Raw genomic sequence first — 22,711 nt, 5'->3', positions numbered from 1 at the left:
GTTATAGGAATGTTAAATTAAAGTTAGAGTCAGTTATTATTTTGTATATTGAATAGCATAACCTTGTAGAAGTAAGCAAATTGAAAAAAAACCTACATCTTTTTACACTTCTTTTTGTGTCACTTCCTTTTTTGATTTCGGCACAAGGCTTCAAGTTACCCAAGGACCAAAAGTTTCAAAAGATCAATTTTGAGCTTATTAACAACCTTATCATAATTCCTATTGAAATTAATGGGGAGGAACTCACTTTTGTATTGGATTCAGGAGTGAGCAAGCCTATTCTTTTTAATCTTTCTGATAGAGATTCACTTCAAATTAACAATGTTTCGGAGGTTACAATTAGAGGGCTAGGGGATGGTGAACCCATGAAGGCCTTGAGCTCCAAAGGAAATGTTTTTAAACTGGGAAAAGTAAAGAACTACAACCAAGATTTATATGTGGTTTTGGATAAAGAAATTAATTTCTCCACGTCTTTGGGAATTCCCGTGCATGGTATTTTGGGGTATGACTTGTTTAGGGACTTCAAGGTAGAGATCAACTATCATTCTAGAAACATTAAACTACATAATCCTGATCTGTACGAGCATAACCCCCATAACAAATCTCAAACGCTACGCTTATCCATAGAAAGAAGGAAAGCCTATGTTGAAGGCACTGTTTTAATGGAAAACGAGGAGGATATTCCTGTTAAGCTATTAGTGGATACAGGAAGTAGTGATGCTCTTTGGCTTTTTAGAGAACCGGAAAAGGGGTTAGAGATACCTGAGAAGCATTATGAAGACTATTTAGGACGAGGATTAAGCGGAGATATTTTTGGTAAACGAACGAAGGTAAGCGGTATTAAAATTGGAGATTTTGAATTAAAAGATGCAAAAGCGGCCTTTCCTTACAGAGAATCTTTCGGGTTCATTAAAAACTTAGGAGATCGCAACGGAAGTGTGGGTGGTGAGATTTTAAAACGGTTTAATATCATTTTTGATTATGCCAGAGGACAGGTCACCTTTAAAAAGAATGGAAATTTTAGGGCCCCATTTCAATATAACATGGCGGGTATAGAATTACAGCACAATGGACTTAGGTACATAGCGGAGAGTATAGCAGGTTTTAATGGAGTGGTGCAAAGTGAAGAAGGCTCCTTCGGAAATGTTCAGATTCTTTTGGAAAATAAGACCAGACTTAGTCTAGTTCCAGAAATCATTGTTTCTGGTATTAGGGCTGGAAGTCCCGCAGCAGAGGCTGGATTGCAAGCTGGTGATGTTATATTGGCGGTTAACGGAAAAAAAATACATCGTTATAAATTACAAGAAGTCCTAAAAATGTTGAATGACAAAGAAGGAAAGCGTATACGTGTTTTAATAGAGCGCTATAACAAAGATTTGCTGTTCTCGTTCGTGCTTAAAAAGGTATTCTAAATAAAAAATCCCATGAATTTTTATTCATGGGACTTTTAGTTTCAATATTGTTTTCTTCTCTATTTGGCTCCTTCAGCCTTAACGTTTCCTTTAATTTTAAGAACTTTAGTAGGAGTATCCGCGTTAGAGGTTACTGTAATTGCTTTTCTGATTGGACCAACTCTTTTGGTGTCATATTTCACCTGAATCTGACCAGTTTTACCGGGTAAAATAGGTCCTTCCGGCTTTTTTGGAATAGTACATCCACAACTGGATTTAACATTACTGATTACCAATGGAACACTTCCAGTATTGGTAAACTCGAAAACTCGAACTCCATCACTGCCTTTTGCAATTTCACCGTAATCTACGGTCTCACTTTTAAATTCAATCTTTGCTGTTGACTCTTGAGCATAAACGCCTAAAGACAAAAGTCCAACAAACAACATGAGTACAGTTTTTTTCATCATTTCTAGTTTTGGGTGAACTTCAAATTTAAATGTTTTCACACCTGCATCCAAAATTCTTTTGTTATGTAATAACGTTACTTATTTTTGTTTCGTATTTCGAGATTGGTTCTCGGTTGAAGAATAGCGTTAAATTAACATTACTACTCTCCTTCAAAAACCCAATCTGAGTACCAAAAGGACAAAAACTATACCGAAAAATGGAAATTCCATCAAAATACGACCCAAATAGGGTAGAAGAGCACTGGTACACCTACTGGATGAAACATGACTTTTTTAGTTCAAAACCAGATGATAGGGAGCCTTATACCATAGTAATACCACCGCCTAACGTAACAGGAGTGTTGCATATGGGACATATGCTCAACAATACCATTCAAGATGTGCTCATTAGAAGGGCAAGGCTTATGGGGAAGAATGCTTGTTGGGTTCCGGGGGCTGATCATGCGGCAATTGCCACTGAGGCAAAAGTAGTCGCTAAATTAAAGGAGGATAGTATTGAAAAGTCGGATTTAACTCGGGAAGAGTTTTTAAAACATGTTTGGGACTGGACCAATGAATACGGGGGAGTTATTTTTAAACAGTTGGAAAAACTTGGGTGTTCCTTGGATTGGAAGCGTAAAAAGTTCACAATGGATGACGATATGTCAGCATCCGTTATTAAAGTTTTTGTGGATTTATACGAAAAAGACCTGATTTACAGGGGGTATCGAATGGTAAATTGGGATCCAGAAGCTAAAACTACCTTGTCTGATGAAGAAGTAGTGCATGAGGAACGTCAAGGCACCCTATATTACTTGGCTTACCAAATTGATGGCTCAGATGAAAAAGTTACCATAGCAACAACGCGTCCTGAGACTATTTTAGGTGATACCGCTATTTGTATTAATCCTAAGGATGAAAGATATCGTCATTTAAAAGGAAAAAAGGCCATCGTTCCCATTTGCAATAGGGTTATTCCCATTATTGAGGATGAATATGTAGATATTGAATTTGGTACAGGTTGCTTAAAAGTGACCCCAGCACATGATGAAAATGATAAGAATTTAGGGGATAAGCATGGTCTGGAGGTTATAGATATCTTTAATGAAGATGCCACACTTAATTCTTATGGACTTCAATATCAAGGGAAAGACCGTTTTGTAGTCCGAAAGGAAATCTCAAAAGAGCTAGAAAAAAATGGTTTTTTGGTGAAAACCGAGCAACATATCAATAAAGTGGGTACTTCTGAGCGTACCAAAGCGGTTATTGAGCCTCGACTGTCAGACCAATGGTTCCTTAAAATGGAAGACTTGGCCAAGCCAGCTCTAGACGCGGTACTAAAAAATGGTGAGGTTAAGCTATATCCTAAAAAGTTTGAAAATACATACCGTCATTGGATGGAAAACATTAGGGATTGGAACATTTCGCGCCAATTATGGTGGGGACAGCAGATTCCTGCTTACTACTATGGAGATGATAAAAACGACTTTGTTGTAGCTGAAAGCAAAGAAGAAGCACTTAAAAAAGCGCAAGCCAAGAATCCAAAAATTCAAGAGTCAGATTTACGCCAGGATCCAGATGCCTTAGACACTTGGTTCTCTTCATGGTTGTGGCCTATAAGTGTTTTTGATGGAATTTTAAACCCTGATAACGAGGAGATAAACTACTATTACCCAACAAGTGATTTGGTCACAGGGCCGGATATTTTGTTCTTCTGGGTGGCAAGAATGATTGTTTCTGGCTATGAATATCAAGGGAAACGACCATTTGAAAATGTATATTTTACAGGATTGGTACGTGACAAGCAGCGCAGAAAAATGTCCAAACAATTGGGGAATTCTCCAGATGCTCTCAAACTTATGAAGGATTTTGGTGCTGATGGAGTTCGTGTTGGACTTTTGTTGAGTTCGGCAGCAGGAAACGATTTAATGTTTGATGAAGCACTATGCCAACAAGGAAAAAACTTTGCAAATAAGATTTGGAACGCCTTTAGATTGGTAAAAGGTTGGGAGATTGCTAATTTGCCTCAGCCCGAGGCCTCAAAGATTGGAATTGATTGGTATACTGCCAAGTTTAACCAAACCCTTGCAGAGATTGAGGACCATTTCTCAAAATATCGTATTTCAGATGCTTTAATGGCCATATACAAACTAGTTTGGGACGATTTCTGCTCTTGGTTATTGGAAATTGTTAAGCCTGCTTATCAACAACCTATTGATAAAACTACTTTAAGTGCGGTAATACACTTATTTGAAGAAAACTTAAAACTGTTGCATCCGTTTATGCCATTTTTAACTGAAGAAGTTTGGCAACATATAGCAGAACGTACTCCGGAAGAAGCATTAATTATTTCCAATTGGCCAAAAATAGCCGAGGTAAAGACCAATCTAATTTCTGATTTTGATTTTGCTTCTGAAGTAATCTCAGGTATACGCACAATTAGAAAGGAGAAAAACATTGCTCAAAAAGAAGGTTTGGAACTTTCAATCTTAAATAGCGGTAATACAAGTACCCAAATGGATGCCGTTATCACCAAATTGGGTAATATTACTCATATAGAAACGGTAGATAAAGGGTTAGATGGTGCTTTGAGCTTTAGAGTAAAAAGCAATGAATACTTTATTCCCATGGGCGGTGCAATTGATGTTGAAACAGAAATCAAAAAGATTACAGAAGAGCTTAATTATACCAAGGGATTTTTGCAATCTGTCCAAAAGAAACTTAGTAACGAACGCTTTGTAAGCAATGCCCCAGAAAAAGTTGTGGCCATTGAAAAAAAGAAAGCTTCAGATGCAGAAGCCAAAATTGAGACATTGGAGAAAAGTTTGGCGAGTTTGGGGTAAATGCCCACAAATGTTTTTTATACTAGAATAGTTATTAGATTATTATGAGATTAGTTTTATCTACTTTGCTGGCATTATTTGTTTTAAATGCTTGCAGTACCTCAAACGACGATACCAATGAGGATGAAATTGTCATAAACGCAGAGAATGTATCACTACAAGTTGATGAAAACCCATCTCTTGGAACGATATTGGGAGCTGTAGGAGGAACTACAAATAGCGGAACTCTTAGTTATGTGTTAGTTTCTGTTGACCCTGCAGGTGCTCTTCAAATTAATACAACTACTGGTGAAATTTCGGTTGCCAACATTTCTCATTTTGAATTTGATGTTAATCCGACTATAACAGCCATAGTTCAGCTAAAAAACAGTGATGTAACTAAGGATATTACAATAACAATCACTTTGAATGAGGTGGAAGAAGAAATTACAGTTTCGCTAAGCGATTTTGAAGTCACCATTGATGAAAACCCCGACCCCAATCAGGTTTTGGGGATTATTGATGCTTCTACCAACATTGGCGAGATTACATTTTCAATTAATTCCGTAATCCCTGAGGGAGCATTGCAAATAGATTCTTCTACTGGCGAAATCATAGTTGGCAATGCCGATTTGTTTGATTTTGAACAAAACCCAGTAATTACTGCAGTTGTATCTACGCAAAATGATGGTGTTACGAATACTGCGAATGTAACTGTAAACCTTAATGATATAGTAGAAACTCCAATTTCATTTACCCAAATTATGATTAACGGAACCCATTTTTCTGGAAGAACAGGAATGCGGGCTATCGAATTTAATAATAAATTATTGTTGCTAGGAGGTTGGAATGGAGGAAATGTGCGGGAAGTTTGGTCAACGGAGGATGGCGCTACATGGGAATTGTTAGGAAATTTTGGAGTTAAAAATTCTACCAGAGAGACGGATGGAAATCAGGTGAGGGTGGCAGAATTTAACAGTAAGTTATGGATAGTTACTTCTGGGGCAGCAATTCCTTCGGAAGTTTGGTCCAGTTCAGATGGAACAAATTGGCAAGAAGAAACCCTAATCGGTGATGTTTTCCCCGGCAGGAATGGACATGAGATTTTTGTTTTCCAAAACAAGCTATGGCTGATCGGGGGTCAAACTACTGATACTTCTGGAGTTTGGTCAAGTTCTGATGGAACAAACTGGTCAGAGGTAGTTACCTCAGGCACCACATTTGGAGGATTACAAAGTTTTCAGGTTGCTGTTTTCAATGATAAAATATACGTGATAGGAGGTCGAAGAGGTAGTTTGGGAACAAACAATGAAGTATGGTCCAGCTCCGATGGTACTAATTGGGATTTGGAAACATCAGAAAAAAGTAAATTTTTCCCAAGGTCACTACATCAAGTTGTGGTTTTTGGCGACAAGATGTGGTTGATAGGTGGTATTGGTGAAGAGTATGAGAATGATGTTTGGTCCACAGTGGATGGGACCAACTGGAAAAAAGAGATTGTGGACGGAAATTATTTTTCGCCAAGAGCCTTTCATGCATCTGCTATGTTCGACTCAAGTTTATGGGTAATAGGAGGACGTTTTGAAAGTGACCCGAGGTTAAATGATATTTGGAGAATGGATTGAGGAGTATAATGTTTCTTGCAATCTGTATCTTTATAATAATATTTCCAATTTATGTCAGACGCTCCAAAACGTAATATTTCAGCAACGGGAACCATAGAGTTTTCCAATTTAAAAGTTACCGAACCTTCGGAATATGCTGCTGGGATACCTGGAATAAAAGCAGCTTTGGAGCATGTTAGTAAGGAAGCTGGCTTGTTTAGGTCTTTGAAAACACTTTCCCGCATGAATCAAAAGGAGGGGTTTGACTGCCCTGGCTGCGCATGGCCAGATCCAGAAAAGCCTTCCAAATTAGGTGAATACTGCGAAAACGGAGCTAAAGCCATTGCAGAGGAAGCCACATTGGAACGAGCGGATAGGAGCTTTTTTGAGAAACACTCCGTTGAGGAAATTTCTACATGGACAGATTATCACATAGGAAAAAGTGGGAGAATTACTGAACCCTTCATTCTAAGACCGGGAGCTATTCATTATGAACCTATTTCCTGGGCGGAGTCTTTCAAAATAATAGGAGAAAGTCTACATGCTCTTGATTCTCCGGATGAGGCTATTTTTTATACATCTGGACGTTCTAGTAATGAAGCTGCTTTTTTATACGGTCTTTTTGTGCGCGCTTTTGGTACCAATAATATGCCAGATTGTTCCAATATGTGTCACGAATCTAGTGGAGTGGCACTTTCTGAAACCTTGGGAATAGGCAAAGGATCTGTGGTTTTGGAAGACTTTCCAGAAGCCGAAGTTGTTATCGTGATCGGACAAAACCCAGGCACTAATCATCCTAGAATGTTGACCGCCTTGCAAAAATGTAAGGAAAATGGAGGTAAGCTCATTACCATTAATCCCCTTTCGGAAAGCGGATTGAACAGGTTTAAAAACCCGCAACAGCTTAGTGGAATTTTAGGTTCTGGAACTGCCTTGACCGATATTTTTCTTCAAGTGAAGATAAATCAGGATGTTTCTTTGCTAAAACTTATCATGAAACGTTTGGCAAAACGTCATAATGGGGGAGAAAAGGTGTTTGATCTTGAGTTTATCTCAAAGAAAACAAGTGGATATCAAGAACTGTTGGATGATTTGGAGCACCACAATGAGGACGAATTACTCCAATTATGTGGGGTGGATTCCAAACAAATAGATTTAGCAGTTGAACTACTGGCTAAAAAATCAAAAATCATCATTTGCTGGGCTATGGGCCTTACGCAACATAAAAATGGAGTGGAAAACATAAAAGAATGTGTCAATCTTTTATTGTTAAAAGGAAGTATCGGTAAAAAAGGAGCTGGTACCTGCCCTGTGCGCGGGCACAGCAATGTTCAAGGAGATAGAAGTGTGGGTATTATGCACCATGTTTCAGAATCTTTGAACAAATCCATTCAGAATGTATTTGGTTTTCAACCACCAAACAAAGAAGGATTAGATACGGTAAACGCCATTCAGGCAATGCATAAAGGAAAAGCCAAGGTTTTTATTGCATTAGGAGGAAATTTTGTTTCCGCTGCTTCAGATACCATATATACCTCAGATGCACTCCAATCTTGTGATTTAACCGTTTCAGTCAGTACAAAACTAAATCGAACGCACCTTACTGCTGGTAAAACAGCTTTGATTTTACCTACTTTGGGTAGAACTGAGAAAGACAAAAAGCGCTTTGTAACTGTTGAGAACAGTATGGGAAAGGTACACCAGAGCGAAGGTAGGTTAAAACCTGTTAGTGAGCATTTGAAAAGCGAACCAGAAATTATCGGGAATATTGCCCAAGCTTACTTTGGTGATGATGCTCAGATTGATTGGAACTCTTTAGGGACCGATTATGATTTAATTAGGGAAAAGATTTCTCTTGTATTAAATGGATACCAAGAATACTCCAATAGATCAAAGGGTTCAGGGTTTTACTTGCCCAATAATACAAGAGTAGGGGATTTTTCAAAATTACCAGGAGGCAAAGCCCAGTTTTCAGTATGTGAACTTCCGCAGCATCATTTAGAAAAAGACGAATTTGTTTTGATGACCGTTCGTAGTCATGATCAATTCAATACCACTATTTATGGAATGAATGATAGGTACCGTGGCATTTATGGGGAACGACGAGTTGTTTTTATGAATCCAAGTGATATGAAAAAACGACAGTTACAACCACAGCAAGTGATAGATTTGGTAAGTTGTTATGATGGAAAAGAACGACGAGCGGAAAAATTCAAGCTAATTCCGTATGATATTCCTTCTGGAAATTTATGTGCATATTTTCCTGAAACAAATGTTCTTGTTCCCATAGATTTATACGCGGATAAAAGTAATACTCCTGTTAGCAAATCAGTTATCGTAAAGATACAGGCAAGCTAGTCTTAGTTGTAAAAGCTAGATATGTCTATTGTAGAAAACTCATATTTTTTATAATTAGCCGCAAAACCTCTTATTCTTTAATGTTTTCTATATTTAAAGCATGGAAACCTATGCCACAGCTTTATTATACGCTATTCCATTTTTCATAGGGCTTGTTCTTTTTGAGGTTCTATATGGGCATTTTGCAAAAAAACAGATGCACAATGTAATGGACACCATAAGCAGTTTAAGTTCAGGACTTACCAATGTGGTCAAAGATTCATTAGGCCTTGGGATTATTATTGTTACGTACCCTTTTCTATTGGATTTTTTTGCCTTAACTGAAATAAAAGAGACTTGGTTGATCTGGATTATTGGTTTTTTTGCCCTTGATTTTGCAGGCTATTGGAACCATCGTTTAAGTCATAGCATCAACTTTTTTTGGAATCAGCATGTAATACATCATAGTAGTGAAGAATTTAATTTGGCCTGTGCGCTTAGGCAATCCATATCTAATTTGTTGGGATATTTTCCATTATTATTGATTCCCGCTGCTTTGTTGGGTGTTCCGCATAAAGTAATCGCTATTTTGGCCCCCATTCATTTATTCGCCCAATTCTGGTATCATACAAGACACATTGGTAAGATGGGATGGTTGGAGTACATTATTATAACACCGTCACAACATAGGGTGCATCATGCAATCAACCCAGAATATATAGACAAGAACCTAGGGCAGATTTTTAGTTTTTGGGATAGAATGTTCGGTACTTTTCAAGAAGAATTACCAGAAGTTCCGCCTCAATATGGTGTGTTAAAGCCCGCCGGAACATGGAATCCCATACTTATTAATTTTCAACATATTTGGAGATTGGTAAAAGATGCATGGCGAACCAATAGCTATTGGGATAAACTTAGAATTTGGTTTATGCCAACAGGATGGAGGCCAGAAGATGTCAAGGAAAAGTATCCAATTCAAATTATTGAGGATGTCTATAACTTCAAAAAATATAAGCCTAAAGCTTCTAAAGAACTGAAGGCATATGCCATTTTTCAACTATTGGCAAACACCAGATTAATGTTGTTTATGTTTTATAATTATTCTGAAATAGGTTTCAGTAGTCTCCTTTTGTTTGGGGCATACATATTTATAGGAATTTATGGATATTCCACTCTAATGGATAAGGAAACCTACGCTGTTTGGATTGAAATTTTTAGGAGTATCGCCGGACTGGCTCTGATTTTTGTAACCAATGATTGGTTTGGTTTGAACAGTTACTTGCCAATAGGGAGCTACTTGGTAGGTCTTTATTTTGTAGTTACAATTTTTGGAGGTATTTACTTCTCATTTTTTGAAAAAAATGATAAAATAATATAATCCTTTTTGGTTTTTTTAGTGCTTGGTTTTTATTGTAATATATCATCATTATCATGTAACATAGCAAAGAATAACTGCTTTTTGATATATGTTGGTATTACACCGACAAACATTCTTTTAGTATGATTTCACTTTTAAGGCTTGATTTTCACTTTCAACAAGATTTAAGGTTATTAATTCCAATGGAATACATTGCTTTGTACATGTCTTTAATGTCTATAAAAAGACAGGTGAAGAAAATTGTTTTGAGAAAGAGGTTGGGCCATTTTCGAATGGCCTTTCCTTTTTTAATTATTCAGAATTTGTTTTTCTAAGATTGGATTGTTAGGAATGAGAAAAAAAGTATACTTAATCATTTTCATGGTAATCTTTACAGTGTTATCCATATTGACTTATGTGTATTTTGAATTTCAAAGACCTTCAAGAGTTGACGTTCTTAATAGTATTTCTGATGATAAGTTAAGCGCTGATGACCTAATTTCTATGTTTACCCATGATGAAAAGTTAGCTAACACCATTTATGTTGAAAAAACAATAGAAGTTAAGGGTATAATCAAGGGTATAAGTAGTATGAATGATAGGCGGACGATTTTGTTGAAAAGTAAACAGTTCACCAAAAATTTTATAGTATGTGATATGATGCCCTTTGGAGAAAACCAGGTTGAAAAACTAAGCGTCGGTGATACTATTATTTTGAAGGGAGTCTGTAAAGGCTTTCTTTTAGATGTAATAATGCTAAATTGTATACCAATTGATTATAACAAGTGAATAAATTAGTCATCTTATTTTTCTTTTTGCACTTTGGGGCTTTTTGTCAAACCTCTAATAGGATCATTACAAGACAAGGTCAGGTTTCCTTTTTCTCGTACACCTCGGTAGAGGATATAGAGGCTACCAACAATCAAGTCCATAGTATTGTGGATAAAAGTAATGGTGCTATTGGGGTTAGTATGTTATTGAGAGCTTTCATATTCAAAAAATCCTTGATGGAAGAACATTTTAATGAAAGCTATGTGGAATCTGATATTTACCCGAAAACAAATTTTTCAGGTAAAATAGTTGATTTCAATGCAGATTCTTTCAATGATGGTATAGTTTTTTTAAAGGGAAATCTAGAATTACACGGAGTGCAAAAAGAAATTGATATAAAAGTCAAGATTGAAAATTTGGGCAGTAATTTGGTGTTAACTGGGGATTTTGAAGTTCCAGTAGCTGACTTTAACATTAAAGTCCCACCTTTATTAGCGCCCAATATAGCGAAAGTAATACAGGTAATGTTCAGATTTGAATACGAACCCTATGAAGAATAAGAACAACATTTTACTAATATTTACCCTTTGTTTCGGCATTGTTTCGGTAAGCGCCCAGGATATTCTCGATATATTGGATAAAGAACTTTCAGGGCAAAAATTTTATACCCAAGCCACTTTTAAGGCTAATCGTGTTTTATTGGGCCAATCTGTGGAGACGAGGAAGAAAGGGGTCTTGGAATTTGTTTTGGGTACACGATATTGGAACATTCCCAACAATGAAAATGGCCAAAGTTTTGCGGCCGACCGGTTTTCAGCACATTTTGGAGCACAATATGCATTTACCGACCGATTTACTTTTGGTGCAGGAATTACTACCTGGGATGGTATTGTAAATAGTTTTGCCAAATACCGTTTACTAAGACAGCAAGACAATGGAAAATCACAATTGGGCATTACGCTCGTCCAAGGGACCTCTTATTTTACACGTAATTTTCTTGGCTTTCAATTGCCTAATGAATCATCAAATAGACTCTCATTTGTATCACAAGCCATTATAGCAAGAAAATTTGATCGTAATCTTTCCTTGCAGATTGCACCTACCTATATTCATATGGGAAGCGAACAACCATCACTTGATGGAAACCAAGATTTTTTCTCTTTGGGTTTTGGAGGACGATATAAATTGAGCAACCATGTATCTTTAGTTTCTGAATACTATTATACATTTGGAAGAGAAGAGGGACCAGAGGGCTTTAATCTCTTTTCATTAGGTGTAAATTGGGAAATCAGTGATGTAATACTTCAGTTTTCCATGACAAATTCCAAAAGTTTTGACGATGTTGCCAATTATACTTTGATACCCAACAACTTTAATGTTAATGCCGGTCGCTTACATATAGGGGTAAATGCTACTTACGTACTGCATTTCAATCAAAAAAAGCGAGCAAATATTAAATCCAAAAAGTGATAAGAGTTAGAACCTGATTGCTATAGATTGAGCCATTGTTTAAACTCAGCTGCCTTGTTCTTCCCAATAATAATGTCCACTTCAGAATTTGGGTTCACTAAAATCTTCAATTGACTATTGCTGTACCTAATTATTTTTTCAATAGAAGATATGGCAATGATGAATTGTCTATTGGCCCGGTAAAAAAAACTACTGTCCAAACCGGAATATAGTTCATCCAGACTACTGTTTGTAGTTGCTTTTTTACCATGCATGTCAACAACATAGGTAATTGTATTTTCTGTATAAATGTAGGCGATGTCATCAATGGCAATAGGCAATAACTCATTTCGCAAGTAGGTTAAAATACGTTTTTTGCCACCATCCGTCTGTTTTTTGCTTTTTTCAGGGGAACTTTTTTCATCCTCACTAATTTGTTGTTTAGGCCCTTCTTCAACAACTCGCCTTTGGTATTTACCTAAATCGCTATTCAATTTAGCTAAATTGATAACTTCACTTTCCAACTCCTGGTTTTTGACTTCTAATTTCTTCTCATAGAAACTTCCAATAAACCTTACTGTAAAGACAGAAGCTAATATGACAGCAAAACCCATAATACTATAAAGGGCGTAAAATCGATTGCGAAGATTTTTTATCTGCGCCGATATTTTAGCAAAGTTAGCGTGGGCGGCAACAATCCAATCAGAATTTTGTACTGGATAAATGTAGAGTATTTCAGATTGTTGTTCATTAGTTCTCAAATCATTGTTTTCTCCATTGGTAAGCAAATTGTAAAAATCTTCAGTGCTTATTTCACTATCCATGGCCATTGCAAGAGATTGGCTAGACCCTATTTGAGAACCTGCTTGTGTTCTATCTGGATGGCAAATATTTTTTCCCGCCCAGTCTATAATACTTATAAAACCAGATTCTATATTGGTATTTTGAATGGCTTTTTGCACATTACCAATAACTTTTTCTTTTGAAATATCGTTCTCAAGTTGATGACTTATAAATACAGCAACTTCTTTGGCTTCGCGTTTGCTTGACTCCAGTTGAGTGCCTAACATCTGATCTGTACTGATACGCACAAAGTATTGTGCAGTAATACCACCAATAATTACAAAAATGGTGGCAATTGCTAAAAATGTATAAAAATAAAGTCGGTCTTTGCGCATAATCCAAATCAAGGATAAAAAGCTCTTCAAAAAAACAGTGCAATATATGATTTAAAGGTCAGATAGAGTTGTTGGCCACATGTTTTAAGTTGCTATGCGTATGATTGACCTGTTTGTCCATAGACACATGTTATATATGATGATTTTTAACCAAACATAGATATAATAAGGGCTCCCGAATGGAATGGTTTTTCCGTTTTAAGACGCTATTTTCCGTTTTAGGTAGTTTTTTTTGAAATAAGGTTGGTGTGCGTCGTTCATTTGCGGCATCAAAATATAATCATCATATATAAAATCTAAAAATGTTATGAAAAAGAATTTTTTTAAGATCATCGCACTATCCTTGTTGATAGCAGCATGTTCAGAAGACGATACAATCGTCAGTGTTCCAGATACCCCGGATGTACCGGATGGTGGTGGAAACAATGTTGAAGGCACGGTAGTTCTCAATGAAGTAGAGTACTTGGGAGACCGTGTTGAAATTTTTAACAACAGCAACGCAGCTGTTGACTTAGGTTCGTATTGGTTATGCTTAGGTCCTGGTCAATATGCACAAATTAGCGACCTTGTAACTGTAGGAAACGTTAACCTTGACGCAGGCGAATACTTGAGTGTTTCTTATGAAATGCCACAAGGAACAGGTGGATTAGGTCTTTATTCCACAAATGAATTTGGTAGCGCAAGCGCAATTGTTGATTTTGTTCAATGGGGTGCTGGAGGCAATGCCCGCGAGAATGTAGCAGTTGAAGCCAATCTATGGACTGCAGGTGACTTTGTGCCAGTAATGGGCAATGAAAACTACAGCATTATTTATGATGGTACTGGTAATGGTGTTGCCAACTGGGCAGAAACTACTACAGTGACTATTGGAGCTGAGAATGTTTTGAGCATGCCAGATGCAATGAAAAGATCTATTGTGCTTAATGAGGTGCAGTATGGTAACCTTGATCAAGTAGAGGTGTACAATAACGGCAATGTAGCCGTAGATTTAAGCTCTTATTGGTTATGCTTAGGTCCTGGTAGATATGCACAAATAGGAAACCTTACTCCAGTAAGCGGTACAGTTGAATTACCTGCTGGTGAATTTTTAGTGTTACCATTTGATATGGATGACGCTGATGGCCTTGGTTTATACTCTAACGATAGTTTTGGTAGTTCAGATGCTATTGTGGATTTCGTACAGTGGGGAGAAGCTGGTAGTCCAAGAGAAAATGTAGCTGTTGAAGCTGGTATTTGGACGGCTAGTGATTTCGTGCCTACCGTAGGTGAGTCTGCTAGTATTGAGTATGATGGCGAAGGAGATGCTTCTACAGATTGGACAGAAGAAACTATTCCTTCTTTGGGTGAATCTAATGATGCGGCTGCTAGAACAACTACATTTAATGTAACGATCACCAATGCTGCCAAAATATTTAATGTACATACTTTTACAGAAAGAAATAGCGGAGGAATACTTACTGATGGAGTGCCATTGACTCAAGATAACGACTTTTATCAAATTTCATTTCCAGCTGTACCTGGCACAAAAATTACCCCAGTGACCATGATGGGTAATAGTAATGATTGGTTTTTGGCTCCGGAGGATTTAGCAGGAATCAACCTATGGGAAAATGGAACTGCTCTAAATGGCGTGGATATTGCGGATCAACTAGTGCTGTATGATTTAGGTACTGAGGTTGATAATGAACCTACGTATTTCCCTCCAGCTGGTGCCAATGTAGGTCCTGCAGATTCTAATAACTTAATTCGCCTTGTTGATCGCGGTGGAATGAGAGGTAGCGACTACTTGACTGCATACTTAACATATGCTAGTGGTGATGGACAGTCAGCGGGTACATTTACATTGACCATTACAGCAATTAATGCGGCTAATTTTGTGGTAACTCCTGGTATCGTTGCATTACATGCAAATGATGCTCCTTTGTTCGCTTTAGGCGAAGTTGATAGAGGTGAAGGTCTTGAGGGAATTGCCGAAGATGGTGATCCAACAGCATTGTACAGTTTTTATAAGGAAGAAGGAAGTAGTGGTCCATTACGTTTAACTTCGACTCGTACAGTATTCTCTCCAGGTGTAGTATATGCTTTTAATGGTGAAAGAGATCCTTTTGTATTGCAAGGAGAAGTAAACAATCCTTCAAACGGTCTTGAAGAAATCGCTGAAGATGGTAACAATGCTGTAGCTCTCGAGTATTTAACTAATCTTGGAATTCCAGTAGCAGCTAGTGATCAAACTTCTAATGTAGGTCCGGGAGAAAGCTTAACTTTTAGCTTAACAGTGCCTGAAGGTCAAGATTTTAAATTTGGTTTTGCAACGATGTTTGTTGATACTAATGATTGGTTTATAGCATATAACAATGCCGGTTACCCATTATGGGATGATAATGGTGTTCCAGCTTCTGGTTTTGGCGCAAGTGAGAAGTCTTATTTATTCGACTCTGGAACTGAAATTGATCAAATTACTGGATTTGGTACTGATCAGGCCCCAAGACAAGGTGGACCGGATACAGGTGCCGACGATTCTAATAACATTGTTAGAAGAGTAGGCCCTAGTGATGGAACTTTCCTTACCGATGTGCAATTTGGTAAAGGAGCATATAATAACCCAGCAGGTGTTGTTTATGTTGGAGATCCAAGAGGAGGGTATAATATTATCACAGTTGAGATTCAACCTCAATAGTGTCTATTCCATAAATTAGGTTAGGTTGGATTAAGCTGGAAGATTTTTCTTCCAGCTTTTTTATGACTATAAATTATCTAGAGAGAAAAGGTTATTTTAATTTTCTTACCTCTTTATTTACTAGATCAATATAACCTTGCATAGCCTCTTCAATACTGATATTTTGGGCTTGAATCATGGCGTTGGCCTTAAATGCATTGATTAGTGGGGTTTTGCTGCCAGGATTTCCAAAATTCTTGTTGGCTACCTTAAAATATGCGTATAATTTTAGCAAGAGATCTGCGGGTAAAGGTTCTGTGTAGCTATTTACGTATGCAACTGCTTCTTCAAACTGTTTATGTAATTTGGCCCCGTCAGTCATCTTTTTTCCGAATAGATGCTATACAGGTTTTTGCTCCGACCACTTTTTGGTCCAATTTTACAGCGATATCGCAATCCAATGGTAAAAACAAATCTACTCTAGAGCCAAATTTAATAAAACCGGCATCTTGTCCTTGGGAAACTTGTTCACCTTCCTCGGCGTAATTTACAATACGACGTGCAACTGCACCGGCAATTTGCCTATAGCCTATCTCTCCAAATTTTGGAGTGTGCAATATTACGGTAGTACGCTCATTTTCGGTACTAGATTTTGGATGCCAAGCAACCAAATATTTACCCGGGTGATATTTTGAATAGGTGACCGTTCCACTTGCGGCATAACGCGTAACATGGACATTTAGGGGGGACATGAATATAGAAACTTGTTTACGCTTGTCCTTAAAATATTCAGGTTCTTCTACCTCTTCTATTACAACAACTTTGCCATCAACAGGGGCAAGTATTTCATCAAAAGTGGGGGTTACCGGTCTTTTGGGATTTCTAAAGAACTGTAATATTAAAATCAACGCTACAAGTGAGACAATTTGTACTGCCAACTTTACCCATTCAATAGCTACATAAAAATGTGCAGCAAGGATAATGGCAACCACTATGAAAAAGGCTGTGATTATAATTTTTTGACCCTCTTTATGAAACATACGAAAATATATTAAGTACCAAATATGCAAAAGGAGCTGCAAATACCAAACTGTCCAATCTATCCCAAATACCGCCATGTCCCGGCAATATTGCACCACTATCCTTTACACCTGCAATTCTTTTAAACTTGGATTCCAATAAATCTCCTAGGCTACCTGCAATTACAATTACAACCGCCAGAATTAACCATTCCAGTGTTTTAAGGTTCGTAGTTTCATATTGGGACAAAATATATGCTGCTACCAATGCAAAAATAAGACCTCCTAAAGAACCTTCAATGGTTTTTTTAGGAGAAACTGCAGAATATAATTTTGTCTGTCCAATAGATCGCCCAACCAAATAGGCAAAAGTGTCATTTACCCATATCAAAATAAAAATGCCCATAATAAGAAATTTGGCAAAATCATTTTGCTTGTAGGGAATCATCGTTAAAAATATACACCCGCCACCAATGTAAAAAACAGCAATAATAAACTTTTGAAACTCAGTAAACTGCTTTGCTTTTTTAGAGAATAAAAAGGCCAAAAGAGCTAAATCTACTGTGATGGTCAGTATCATGAGTATGGTGATAATGGTGGTATCATGAACTAGGTATATGAAAGCCCACCAAAGAGCCAAATAAGCAACAAATATGTAATACCCTTTTAGGCGAACAATTTTTTTGAACTCATATAAACAAGCCAAACCAAAGGTCATAAAAAGAAAATCAAAAGCATCTGAGTTTAAAAAAACAGCTCCCATCAGTAGCATCACATAGATGACCCCTGTAATAGAGCGCCTTAGAATTTCTTTCATGTGGTTAGTAATCTTCTAGGAGTAAAAGATATACATTTTTTGAAGCACTTCCGTAGGATAGGAAATCATTTTTGTTTTCTGGGGTAGGTTGGAAGTGTTTTAGGGTTGTAATATTATTAGGGATATTTTTTCGATATTTCTCTTTGATGACCTTTAATGCTTCACTAATAGAATCCACTAATTGACTGGTAGTGGCAAAGACGATTAGATTGGAAGGGAGTTCATCAAGCTTTTTTTCTTTGATTTGATTTGAACATACCAAAATAGAACCATTATGAGCAATCAAATGTTCGCAGGTCGTAAAGAAAATATCACTCTCTTTTCGGTTTTCTGTAAACTCGATTTTTTCAGAAGAAAAACGACTTTGTAGTCGTTGGTCAAGAGTATAGAACAAATGACTTTGCCAATCGTTCTCAGAAACTATGCTCTTTAAGGCTTCAGAAATTTCGGCATCATCTTCGCAATAAATGAACTTACCTCCATTTTTTTTGAAGTATATGGTGAATTTTTCATCAACGGGAATCTTTAAGTCAGGCATATGATCTCCACGGGTTTCCACTGTTTCCTTGGAAACCTTTTTACCACCTCCAAAAAGTTTATCAAAAACTCCCATTTACGCTATCAGCAACATTTAGTCATTCGAAGTTATTTTTGGAATTTGAATTTAATCAGCAGTTTCCAATTCTTCTTTTTCGAATGGTCTTTTTCCAAAAATCTTTTCTAAATCATCTTTAAAGATAACTTCTTTTTCTAAAAGTCTATCGGCAAGCTCTGTAAGTTTATCCTTGTTATCAGCTAATAATTTTATGGCCCGCTGGTATTGCTCTTCTATGATTTTTGATATTTCTTCATCTATTTTCTGGGCTGTTTCCTCACTATATGGCTTTGTAAAACCATATTCATTGTTCCCGGAAGAATCATAATAGGTAATGTTTCCAAGTTGCTCATTAAGCCCATATATGGTAACCATAGCTCTTGCTTGTTTGGTTACTTTTTCCAAATCACTAAGGGCACCTGTAGATATTTTGTCGAAAATAACACGTTCCGCAGCTCGTCCTCCCATGGTTGCGCACATCTCGTCTAACATTTGCTCTGGACGAACAATTAAACGTTCTTCTGGCAAGTACCAAGCGGCTCCAAGAGATTGGCCTCTAGGAACAATTGTCACCTTTACCAATGGGGCCGCATGCTCTAACATCCAGCTTACCGTAGCATGGCCAGCTTCATGATATGCAATGGTCTTTTTCTCTTCAACCGTTATGATTTTATTTTTCTTTTCAAGACCACCTACAATTCTATCAACAGCATCTAGGAAATCTTGTTTGTTTACCGCTTTTTTCTCTTTTCTAGCTGCAATCAATGCTGCTTCATTACAAACATTTGCGATATCGGCCCCAGAGAAACCAGGTGTTTGTTTGGCAAGAAAATCCAAATCAAGCGTCTCCGCAGTTTTAATAGGACGCAGGTGAACCTCAAAGATTTCCTTTCGTTCTCTTATGTCTGGAAGGTCTACATAGATTTGACGGTCAAAACGACCTGCACGCATTAATGCCTTGTCCAATACATCAGCACGGTTGGTGGCAGCCAGGACAATGACATTGGTATTGGTGCCAAAACCATCCATTTCGGTTAATAATTGATTGAGCGTGTTTTCGCGTTCATCATTGGAACCTGTAAAGTTGTTTTTACCCCTGGCACGACCTATGGCATCAATTTCATCAATAAAAATAATGGCAGGTGATTTATCCTTGGCTTGCTTAAAAAGGTCTCGTACACGTGATGCACCTACACCCACAAACATCTCAACAAAATCTGAACCAGATAGAGAGAAAAATGGAACTTTTGCCTCCCCAGCCACTGCTTTGGCCAGTAGAGTTTTACCTGTACCTGGAGGTCCTACCAATAAGGCTCCTTTAGGTATTTTTCCTCCAAGTGATGTGTATTTATCTGGGTGCTTAAGGAATTCCACAATTTCTTGCACCTCTTCTTTTGCTCCTTCAAGCCCAGCAACATCTTTGAACGAGGTTCTAGTATCTGTTTTTTCATCAAACAGTTTTGCTTTTGATTTTCCAATATTGAAAATCTGACCTCCGGCACCACCACCGGCGCCGCCAGACATTCTTCGCATCAGGTAGATCCAAATACCTATAATTAGTGCAAATGGAAGTAATGAGAGCAATAACTCTCCTAAAACGTTTGACTCTGTATCAAAATCAACAATCGTATCAAGATTATTTTCTTTTTTGATACTTTTTATTTCATCTTCAAAATTCTGAAGGTCTCCATAATCCAAAGTGTACTGGGGAATTTTTCCTGCCGAAAAATTAAAAGGTTTCTCAGAAACATTTTTGTGCACATCTTTTTGCAGTGCTTCCTCAGTTAAGAAAACTTTAGCCTGTCTTGCGTTGGTTATAATCAGGATTTCAGAAATGTCCCCATTTCTTAAATACTCCTGTAGTTCCGAGGTCGTGGTTTTTTCTGTACTGGAGAAACTGTTGCCTCCAAAGAATTGAAAACCAATAATTAATGCGATTACCACACCGTAAATCCACCAGGAACTAAAACGAGGTTTCTTAGGGGTATTAGAATTGTTGTTGTCTTTTGCCATTTTTTTTAAGAATTGTAGCTGCTCTCCACCATTGTTACTTTAGCGTCACCCCAAAGCCCTTCTATGTCGTAGAATTCCCTAATGTGTTTTTGAAATACATGAACAACAACATTTACATAGTCCATCAAAATCCATTCTGCGTTTTCAGAACCTTCAACATGCCAGGGCTTATCTTGTATAGCTTTACTGACAGTTTTTTGGATGGAAGAAACAATTGCGTTTACATGCGTGTTAGAAGTACCATTGCAGATAATAAAATAGTCACAAACTGTATTTTCAATTTCCCTAAGATCAAGTAGATTTATGTCAACTCCTTTAACTTCTTCTATTCCATGTAATATTAAGGCAATCAGTTCATCTGCGCTAGCTTTCGTTTTCTGCATTCAAAAATTTTAATTTCTACAAAGTTATATTTTTTTTGTTTTCTTAGCCCTAGTTTTTAACATAACATTGGACGCACCACTTTGGGAGAACTATCACAAATAATCAAACTTGATGCCACGGACTCTACAAATCTCTATTTAAAAGATTTGATACAGTCTAAAACCTTGGGTGATTTTACCGTGGTTGTGGCCAAAAGCCAGTTAAAAGGTAGGGGGCAAATGGGAACTACCTGGCAGTCTGAAGATGGTAAAAACTTGACTTTTAGTGTGTTGAAGAAGTTTAAATCCTTTGAGGTTATTCATCAGTTCAGCTTAAATATTTGTATTTCTCTTGCAATATGTGATGTTTTGAGGGAGTTGTCCATACCAGATTTAAAGGTGAAATGGCCCAACGACATTATGTCAGGTTCTTCTAAAATTTGTGGCATTTTAATAGAAAATGTTCTTAAAGGGCAGTTGATTCAAAATTCCATTATTGGAATAGGTCTAAATGTGAATCAAACATATTACGAAAACTTGGAAAAAGTCGCATCACTGAAGTCTTTAACCGGAAAGTATTTTGACCTTGATGAACTGCTAAACAAAATTTTGGAAAGGTTGAAATACTATCTTATCGAAATTGAAGGAAAATCAGTTTCACAACTATTGCCCTCTTATTTAGCGTTACTTTTTAGAAAGGATAAGCCTTCAACTTTTAAGAATATGGAAGGACAATTGTTCATGGGGTTTATCCGTGGTATCTCACCAGAGGGAAAACTGGTCTTAGAGTTAGAAGATAAAATATTTAAGGAGTTCGGGTTAAAAGAAGTATCGCTGTTATACTAGCTTATTTTATCCAAATTCGACGAGAGCGTCTCCATGAAATTGGTAATGGGAGTTTTTATCATCATGGCCATCATGGCGTTAAATTCCCCTTCAAAACTAAGACCTACTTCACTTTCATTATCACTTAAAGCTTCTATGTTTCCAGTCAATGTAAATGGTAACTTATCACTGGCTGCACCAAGTACAACCTTCTCGTTAGGAAACTGTTCTTTTAATCTTAGAATTATTTCTGGCATGCCCTTTAAAGCAAATTTGAAGGTCTTTTCATCTAAAACCTCAAATTTGTCAATATTATCAGGCATTAAGGTTTTAAAATTCTTGATGTCACTTAAAAAATCAAAAACTTCTTTATCACTTTTGGCCACTTTCTTTTTGGGGACTTCAATATGCATAGTGTAAGATTATTTCCATTGCTGAGGATTTGATTTCCACTGCAATAAGGTTTGTAGATGAGATTCTTTTATATAATTGGTTTCAGAAGCTTGTTCAATCAAATGATCATAATCTGATAAGGTGTGGAGCTCAACATTTTCATTTGAAAAATTGTCGGTCGCAGTTGCAAATCCATAAGTAAAAATAGCAATCATACCCAGCACGTTGGCTTGCTGGGCCTTTAATGCTTTTACTGCATTTAGACTGCTTTTTCCGGTACTTATTAAGTCCTCAATGACCACCACACTTTGTCCTGGTTCCAAATAACCTTCAATCTGATTCTGTCTTCCGTGTGATTTTGGTTCTGGGCGAACATAGATAAATGGCAGTCCCATTGCCTCGGCAACTAAAACGCCAATGCCTATAGCTCCGGTAGCAACTCCAGCAATAACATCTGGTTTTCCATACAATGTTTCCACTTGTTTTGCCATCTCTTCACCAACATAACTTCTTATTTTAGGATAAGAGAGCATGACTCTATTATCGCAATAGATAGGGGATTTCCAACCAGAAGCCCAAGTAAATGGATTTTCTGGTTCCAACTTAATTGCATTAATTTGTAGCAGAAGTTCGGCTGTTTTCTTTGCAGTGTCCTTGTTTAAAACCATTGCGC

20 protein-coding genes are annotated in these 22,711 nt (G+C 37.2%); 10 read left to right on the top strand and 10 right to left on the bottom strand.

Translation table 11 applies throughout. The annotated features are described in order from the left end of the window. Positions 1 to 80 precede the first annotated feature (80 nt). A complete protein-coding gene (locus LV704_RS03380; protein ID WP_163421741.1) occupies positions 81 to 1,412 on the top strand; it encodes an aspartyl protease family protein in 1,332 nt (443 codons plus the stop codon). A gap of 59 nt (positions 1,413 to 1,471) precedes the next feature. On the opposite strand, the gene LV704_RS03375 is transcribed toward LV704_RS03380, so the two are convergent. Then, the gene (locus LV704_RS03375) at positions 1,472 to 1,861 is read right to left on the bottom strand and encodes a DUF1573 domain-containing protein (RefSeq protein WP_370636046.1); all 390 of its coding nucleotides are present in this window, start codon (positions 1,859 to 1,861) and stop codon (positions 1,472 to 1,474) included. Positions 1,862 to 2,058: 197 nt separating this feature from the next. Here LV704_RS03375 and LV704_RS03370 point away from each other — a divergent pair, with 197 nt between their 5' ends. The 7 genes from LV704_RS03370 to LV704_RS03340 all read left to right on the top strand — a co-directional run bounded on the left by LV704_RS03370 (position 2,059) and on the right by LV704_RS03340 (position 12,201). Further along, positions 2,059 to 4,683, top strand: coding sequence for a valine--tRNA ligase (locus LV704_RS03370; RefSeq protein ID WP_163421742.1), 2,625 nt, complete (start codon positions 2,059 to 2,061; stop codon positions 4,681 to 4,683). 44 nt (positions 4,684 to 4,727) lie between these two features. Next, positions 4,728 to 6,287 carry a kelch repeat-containing protein gene (locus LV704_RS03365; RefSeq protein ID WP_163421743.1) on the top strand — a complete coding sequence of 520 codons (1,560 nt, stop codon included), beginning with the start codon at positions 4,728 to 4,730 and terminating at the stop codon, positions 6,285 to 6,287. A gap of 51 nt (positions 6,288 to 6,338) precedes the next feature. Continuing rightward, the gene (locus LV704_RS03360) at positions 6,339 to 8,624 is read left to right on the top strand and encodes an FdhF/YdeP family oxidoreductase (protein ID WP_163421744.1); all 2,286 of its coding nucleotides are present in this window, start codon (positions 6,339 to 6,341) and stop codon (positions 8,622 to 8,624) included. 100 nt (positions 8,625 to 8,724) lie between these two features. After that, a complete protein-coding gene (locus LV704_RS03355) occupies positions 8,725 to 9,981 on the top strand; it encodes a sterol desaturase family protein (RefSeq protein WP_163421745.1) in 1,257 nt (418 codons plus the stop codon). Positions 9,982 to 10,311: 330 nt separating this feature from the next. Next, positions 10,312 to 10,749 (top strand): hypothetical protein, encoded by a 438-nt coding sequence (locus LV704_RS03350; RefSeq protein WP_163421746.1) that lies wholly within the window; start codon positions 10,312 to 10,314, stop codon positions 10,747 to 10,749. Continuing rightward, positions 10,746 to 11,291 carry a YceI family protein gene (locus LV704_RS03345; RefSeq protein ID WP_163421747.1) on the top strand — a complete coding sequence of 182 codons (546 nt, stop codon included), beginning with the start codon at positions 10,746 to 10,748 and terminating at the stop codon, positions 11,289 to 11,291. The genes LV704_RS03350 and LV704_RS03345 overlap by 4 nt, the downstream gene beginning before the upstream one ends. Next, positions 11,281 to 12,201, top strand: coding sequence for a DUF5777 family beta-barrel protein (locus tag LV704_RS03340; protein ID WP_163421748.1), 921 nt, complete (start codon positions 11,281 to 11,283; stop codon positions 12,199 to 12,201). Before LV704_RS03345 ends, LV704_RS03340 begins: the two co-directional genes overlap by 11 nt. 20 nt (positions 12,202 to 12,221) lie before the next feature. Here LV704_RS03340 and LV704_RS03335 read toward each other — a convergent pair whose 3' ends face one another. Beyond that, complete coding sequence (locus tag LV704_RS03335) at positions 12,222 to 13,358, bottom strand: LytTR family DNA-binding domain-containing protein (protein WP_163421749.1); 1,137 nt, start codon at positions 13,356 to 13,358, stop codon at positions 12,222 to 12,224. A 307-nt stretch (positions 13,359 to 13,665) separates the two neighbouring features. Here LV704_RS03335 and LV704_RS03330 point away from each other — a divergent pair, with 307 nt between their 5' ends. Further along, positions 13,666 to 16,035, top strand: coding sequence for a spondin domain-containing protein (locus tag LV704_RS03330; RefSeq protein ID WP_163421750.1), 2,370 nt, complete (start codon positions 13,666 to 13,668; stop codon positions 16,033 to 16,035). A 91-nt stretch (positions 16,036 to 16,126) separates the two neighbouring features. Here the strand turns inward: LV704_RS03330 and LV704_RS03325 are convergent, their stop codons facing one another. The 6 genes from LV704_RS03325 to rsfS are packed head-to-tail and all read right to left on the bottom strand — an operon-like array spanning position 16,127 to position 20,841. Continuing rightward, positions 16,127 to 16,396 carry an acyl-CoA-binding protein gene (locus tag LV704_RS03325; protein WP_163421751.1) on the bottom strand — a complete coding sequence of 90 codons (270 nt, stop codon included), beginning with the start codon at positions 16,394 to 16,396 and terminating at the stop codon, positions 16,127 to 16,129. Then, positions 16,389 to 17,054 carry a phosphatidylserine decarboxylase family protein gene (locus LV704_RS03320; protein ID WP_163421752.1) on the bottom strand — a complete coding sequence of 222 codons (666 nt, stop codon included), beginning with the start codon at positions 17,052 to 17,054 and terminating at the stop codon, positions 16,389 to 16,391. The genes LV704_RS03325 and LV704_RS03320 overlap by 8 nt, the downstream gene beginning before the upstream one ends. After that, positions 17,044 to 17,850, bottom strand: a complete 807-nt coding sequence (locus LV704_RS03315) for a phosphatidate cytidylyltransferase (protein WP_163421753.1) — start codon at positions 17,848 to 17,850, stop codon at positions 17,044 to 17,046. The genes LV704_RS03320 and LV704_RS03315 overlap by 11 nt, the downstream gene beginning before the upstream one ends. Positions 17,851 to 17,854: 4 nt before the next feature. Beyond that, on the bottom strand, positions 17,855 to 18,463 hold the full coding sequence (locus LV704_RS03310) for an LUD domain-containing protein (RefSeq protein WP_163421754.1): 609 nt from the start codon (positions 18,461 to 18,463) through the stop codon (positions 17,855 to 17,857). 51 nt (positions 18,464 to 18,514) lie between these two features. Further along, complete coding sequence (gene ftsH, locus LV704_RS03305) at positions 18,515 to 20,458, bottom strand: ATP-dependent zinc metalloprotease FtsH (RefSeq protein WP_163421755.1); 1,944 nt, start codon at positions 20,456 to 20,458, stop codon at positions 18,515 to 18,517. Positions 20,459 to 20,463: 5 nt separating this feature from the next. Then, a complete protein-coding gene (gene rsfS, locus LV704_RS03300; RefSeq protein WP_109665181.1) occupies positions 20,464 to 20,841 on the bottom strand; it encodes a ribosome silencing factor in 378 nt (125 codons plus the stop codon). Positions 20,842 to 20,922: 81 nt separating this feature from the next. Between rsfS and LV704_RS03295 the strand changes: the two genes are divergently transcribed. Next, complete coding sequence (locus LV704_RS03295; RefSeq protein WP_163421756.1) at positions 20,923 to 21,666, top strand: biotin--[acetyl-CoA-carboxylase] ligase; 744 nt, start codon at positions 20,923 to 20,925, stop codon at positions 21,664 to 21,666. Here LV704_RS03295 and LV704_RS03290 read toward each other — a convergent pair. Both LV704_RS03290 and pyrE read right to left on the bottom strand, forming a co-directional pair. After that, positions 21,663 to 22,058: an SRPBCC family protein gene (locus tag LV704_RS03290; RefSeq protein ID WP_163421757.1), complete on the bottom strand. Its 396-nt coding sequence runs from the start codon at positions 22,056 to 22,058 to the stop codon at positions 21,663 to 21,665. The two genes, LV704_RS03295 and LV704_RS03290, sit on opposite strands and share 4 nt — an antisense overlap. Before the next feature lie 9 nt (positions 22,059 to 22,067). After that, a complete protein-coding gene (gene pyrE / locus LV704_RS03285) occupies positions 22,068 to 22,706 on the bottom strand; it encodes an orotate phosphoribosyltransferase (RefSeq protein WP_163421758.1) in 639 nt (212 codons plus the stop codon). Positions 22,707 to 22,711: the final 5 nt, after the last annotated feature.

It is taken from the genome of Flagellimonas sp. CMM7 (assembly GCF_021390195.1).
GTDB lineage: Bacteria > Bacteroidota > Bacteroidia > Flavobacteriales > Flavobacteriaceae > Flagellimonas.
The sequence above is the reverse complement of the archived record's forward strand: the minus strand, read 5'-3'. Positions and strand labels throughout refer to the sequence as shown.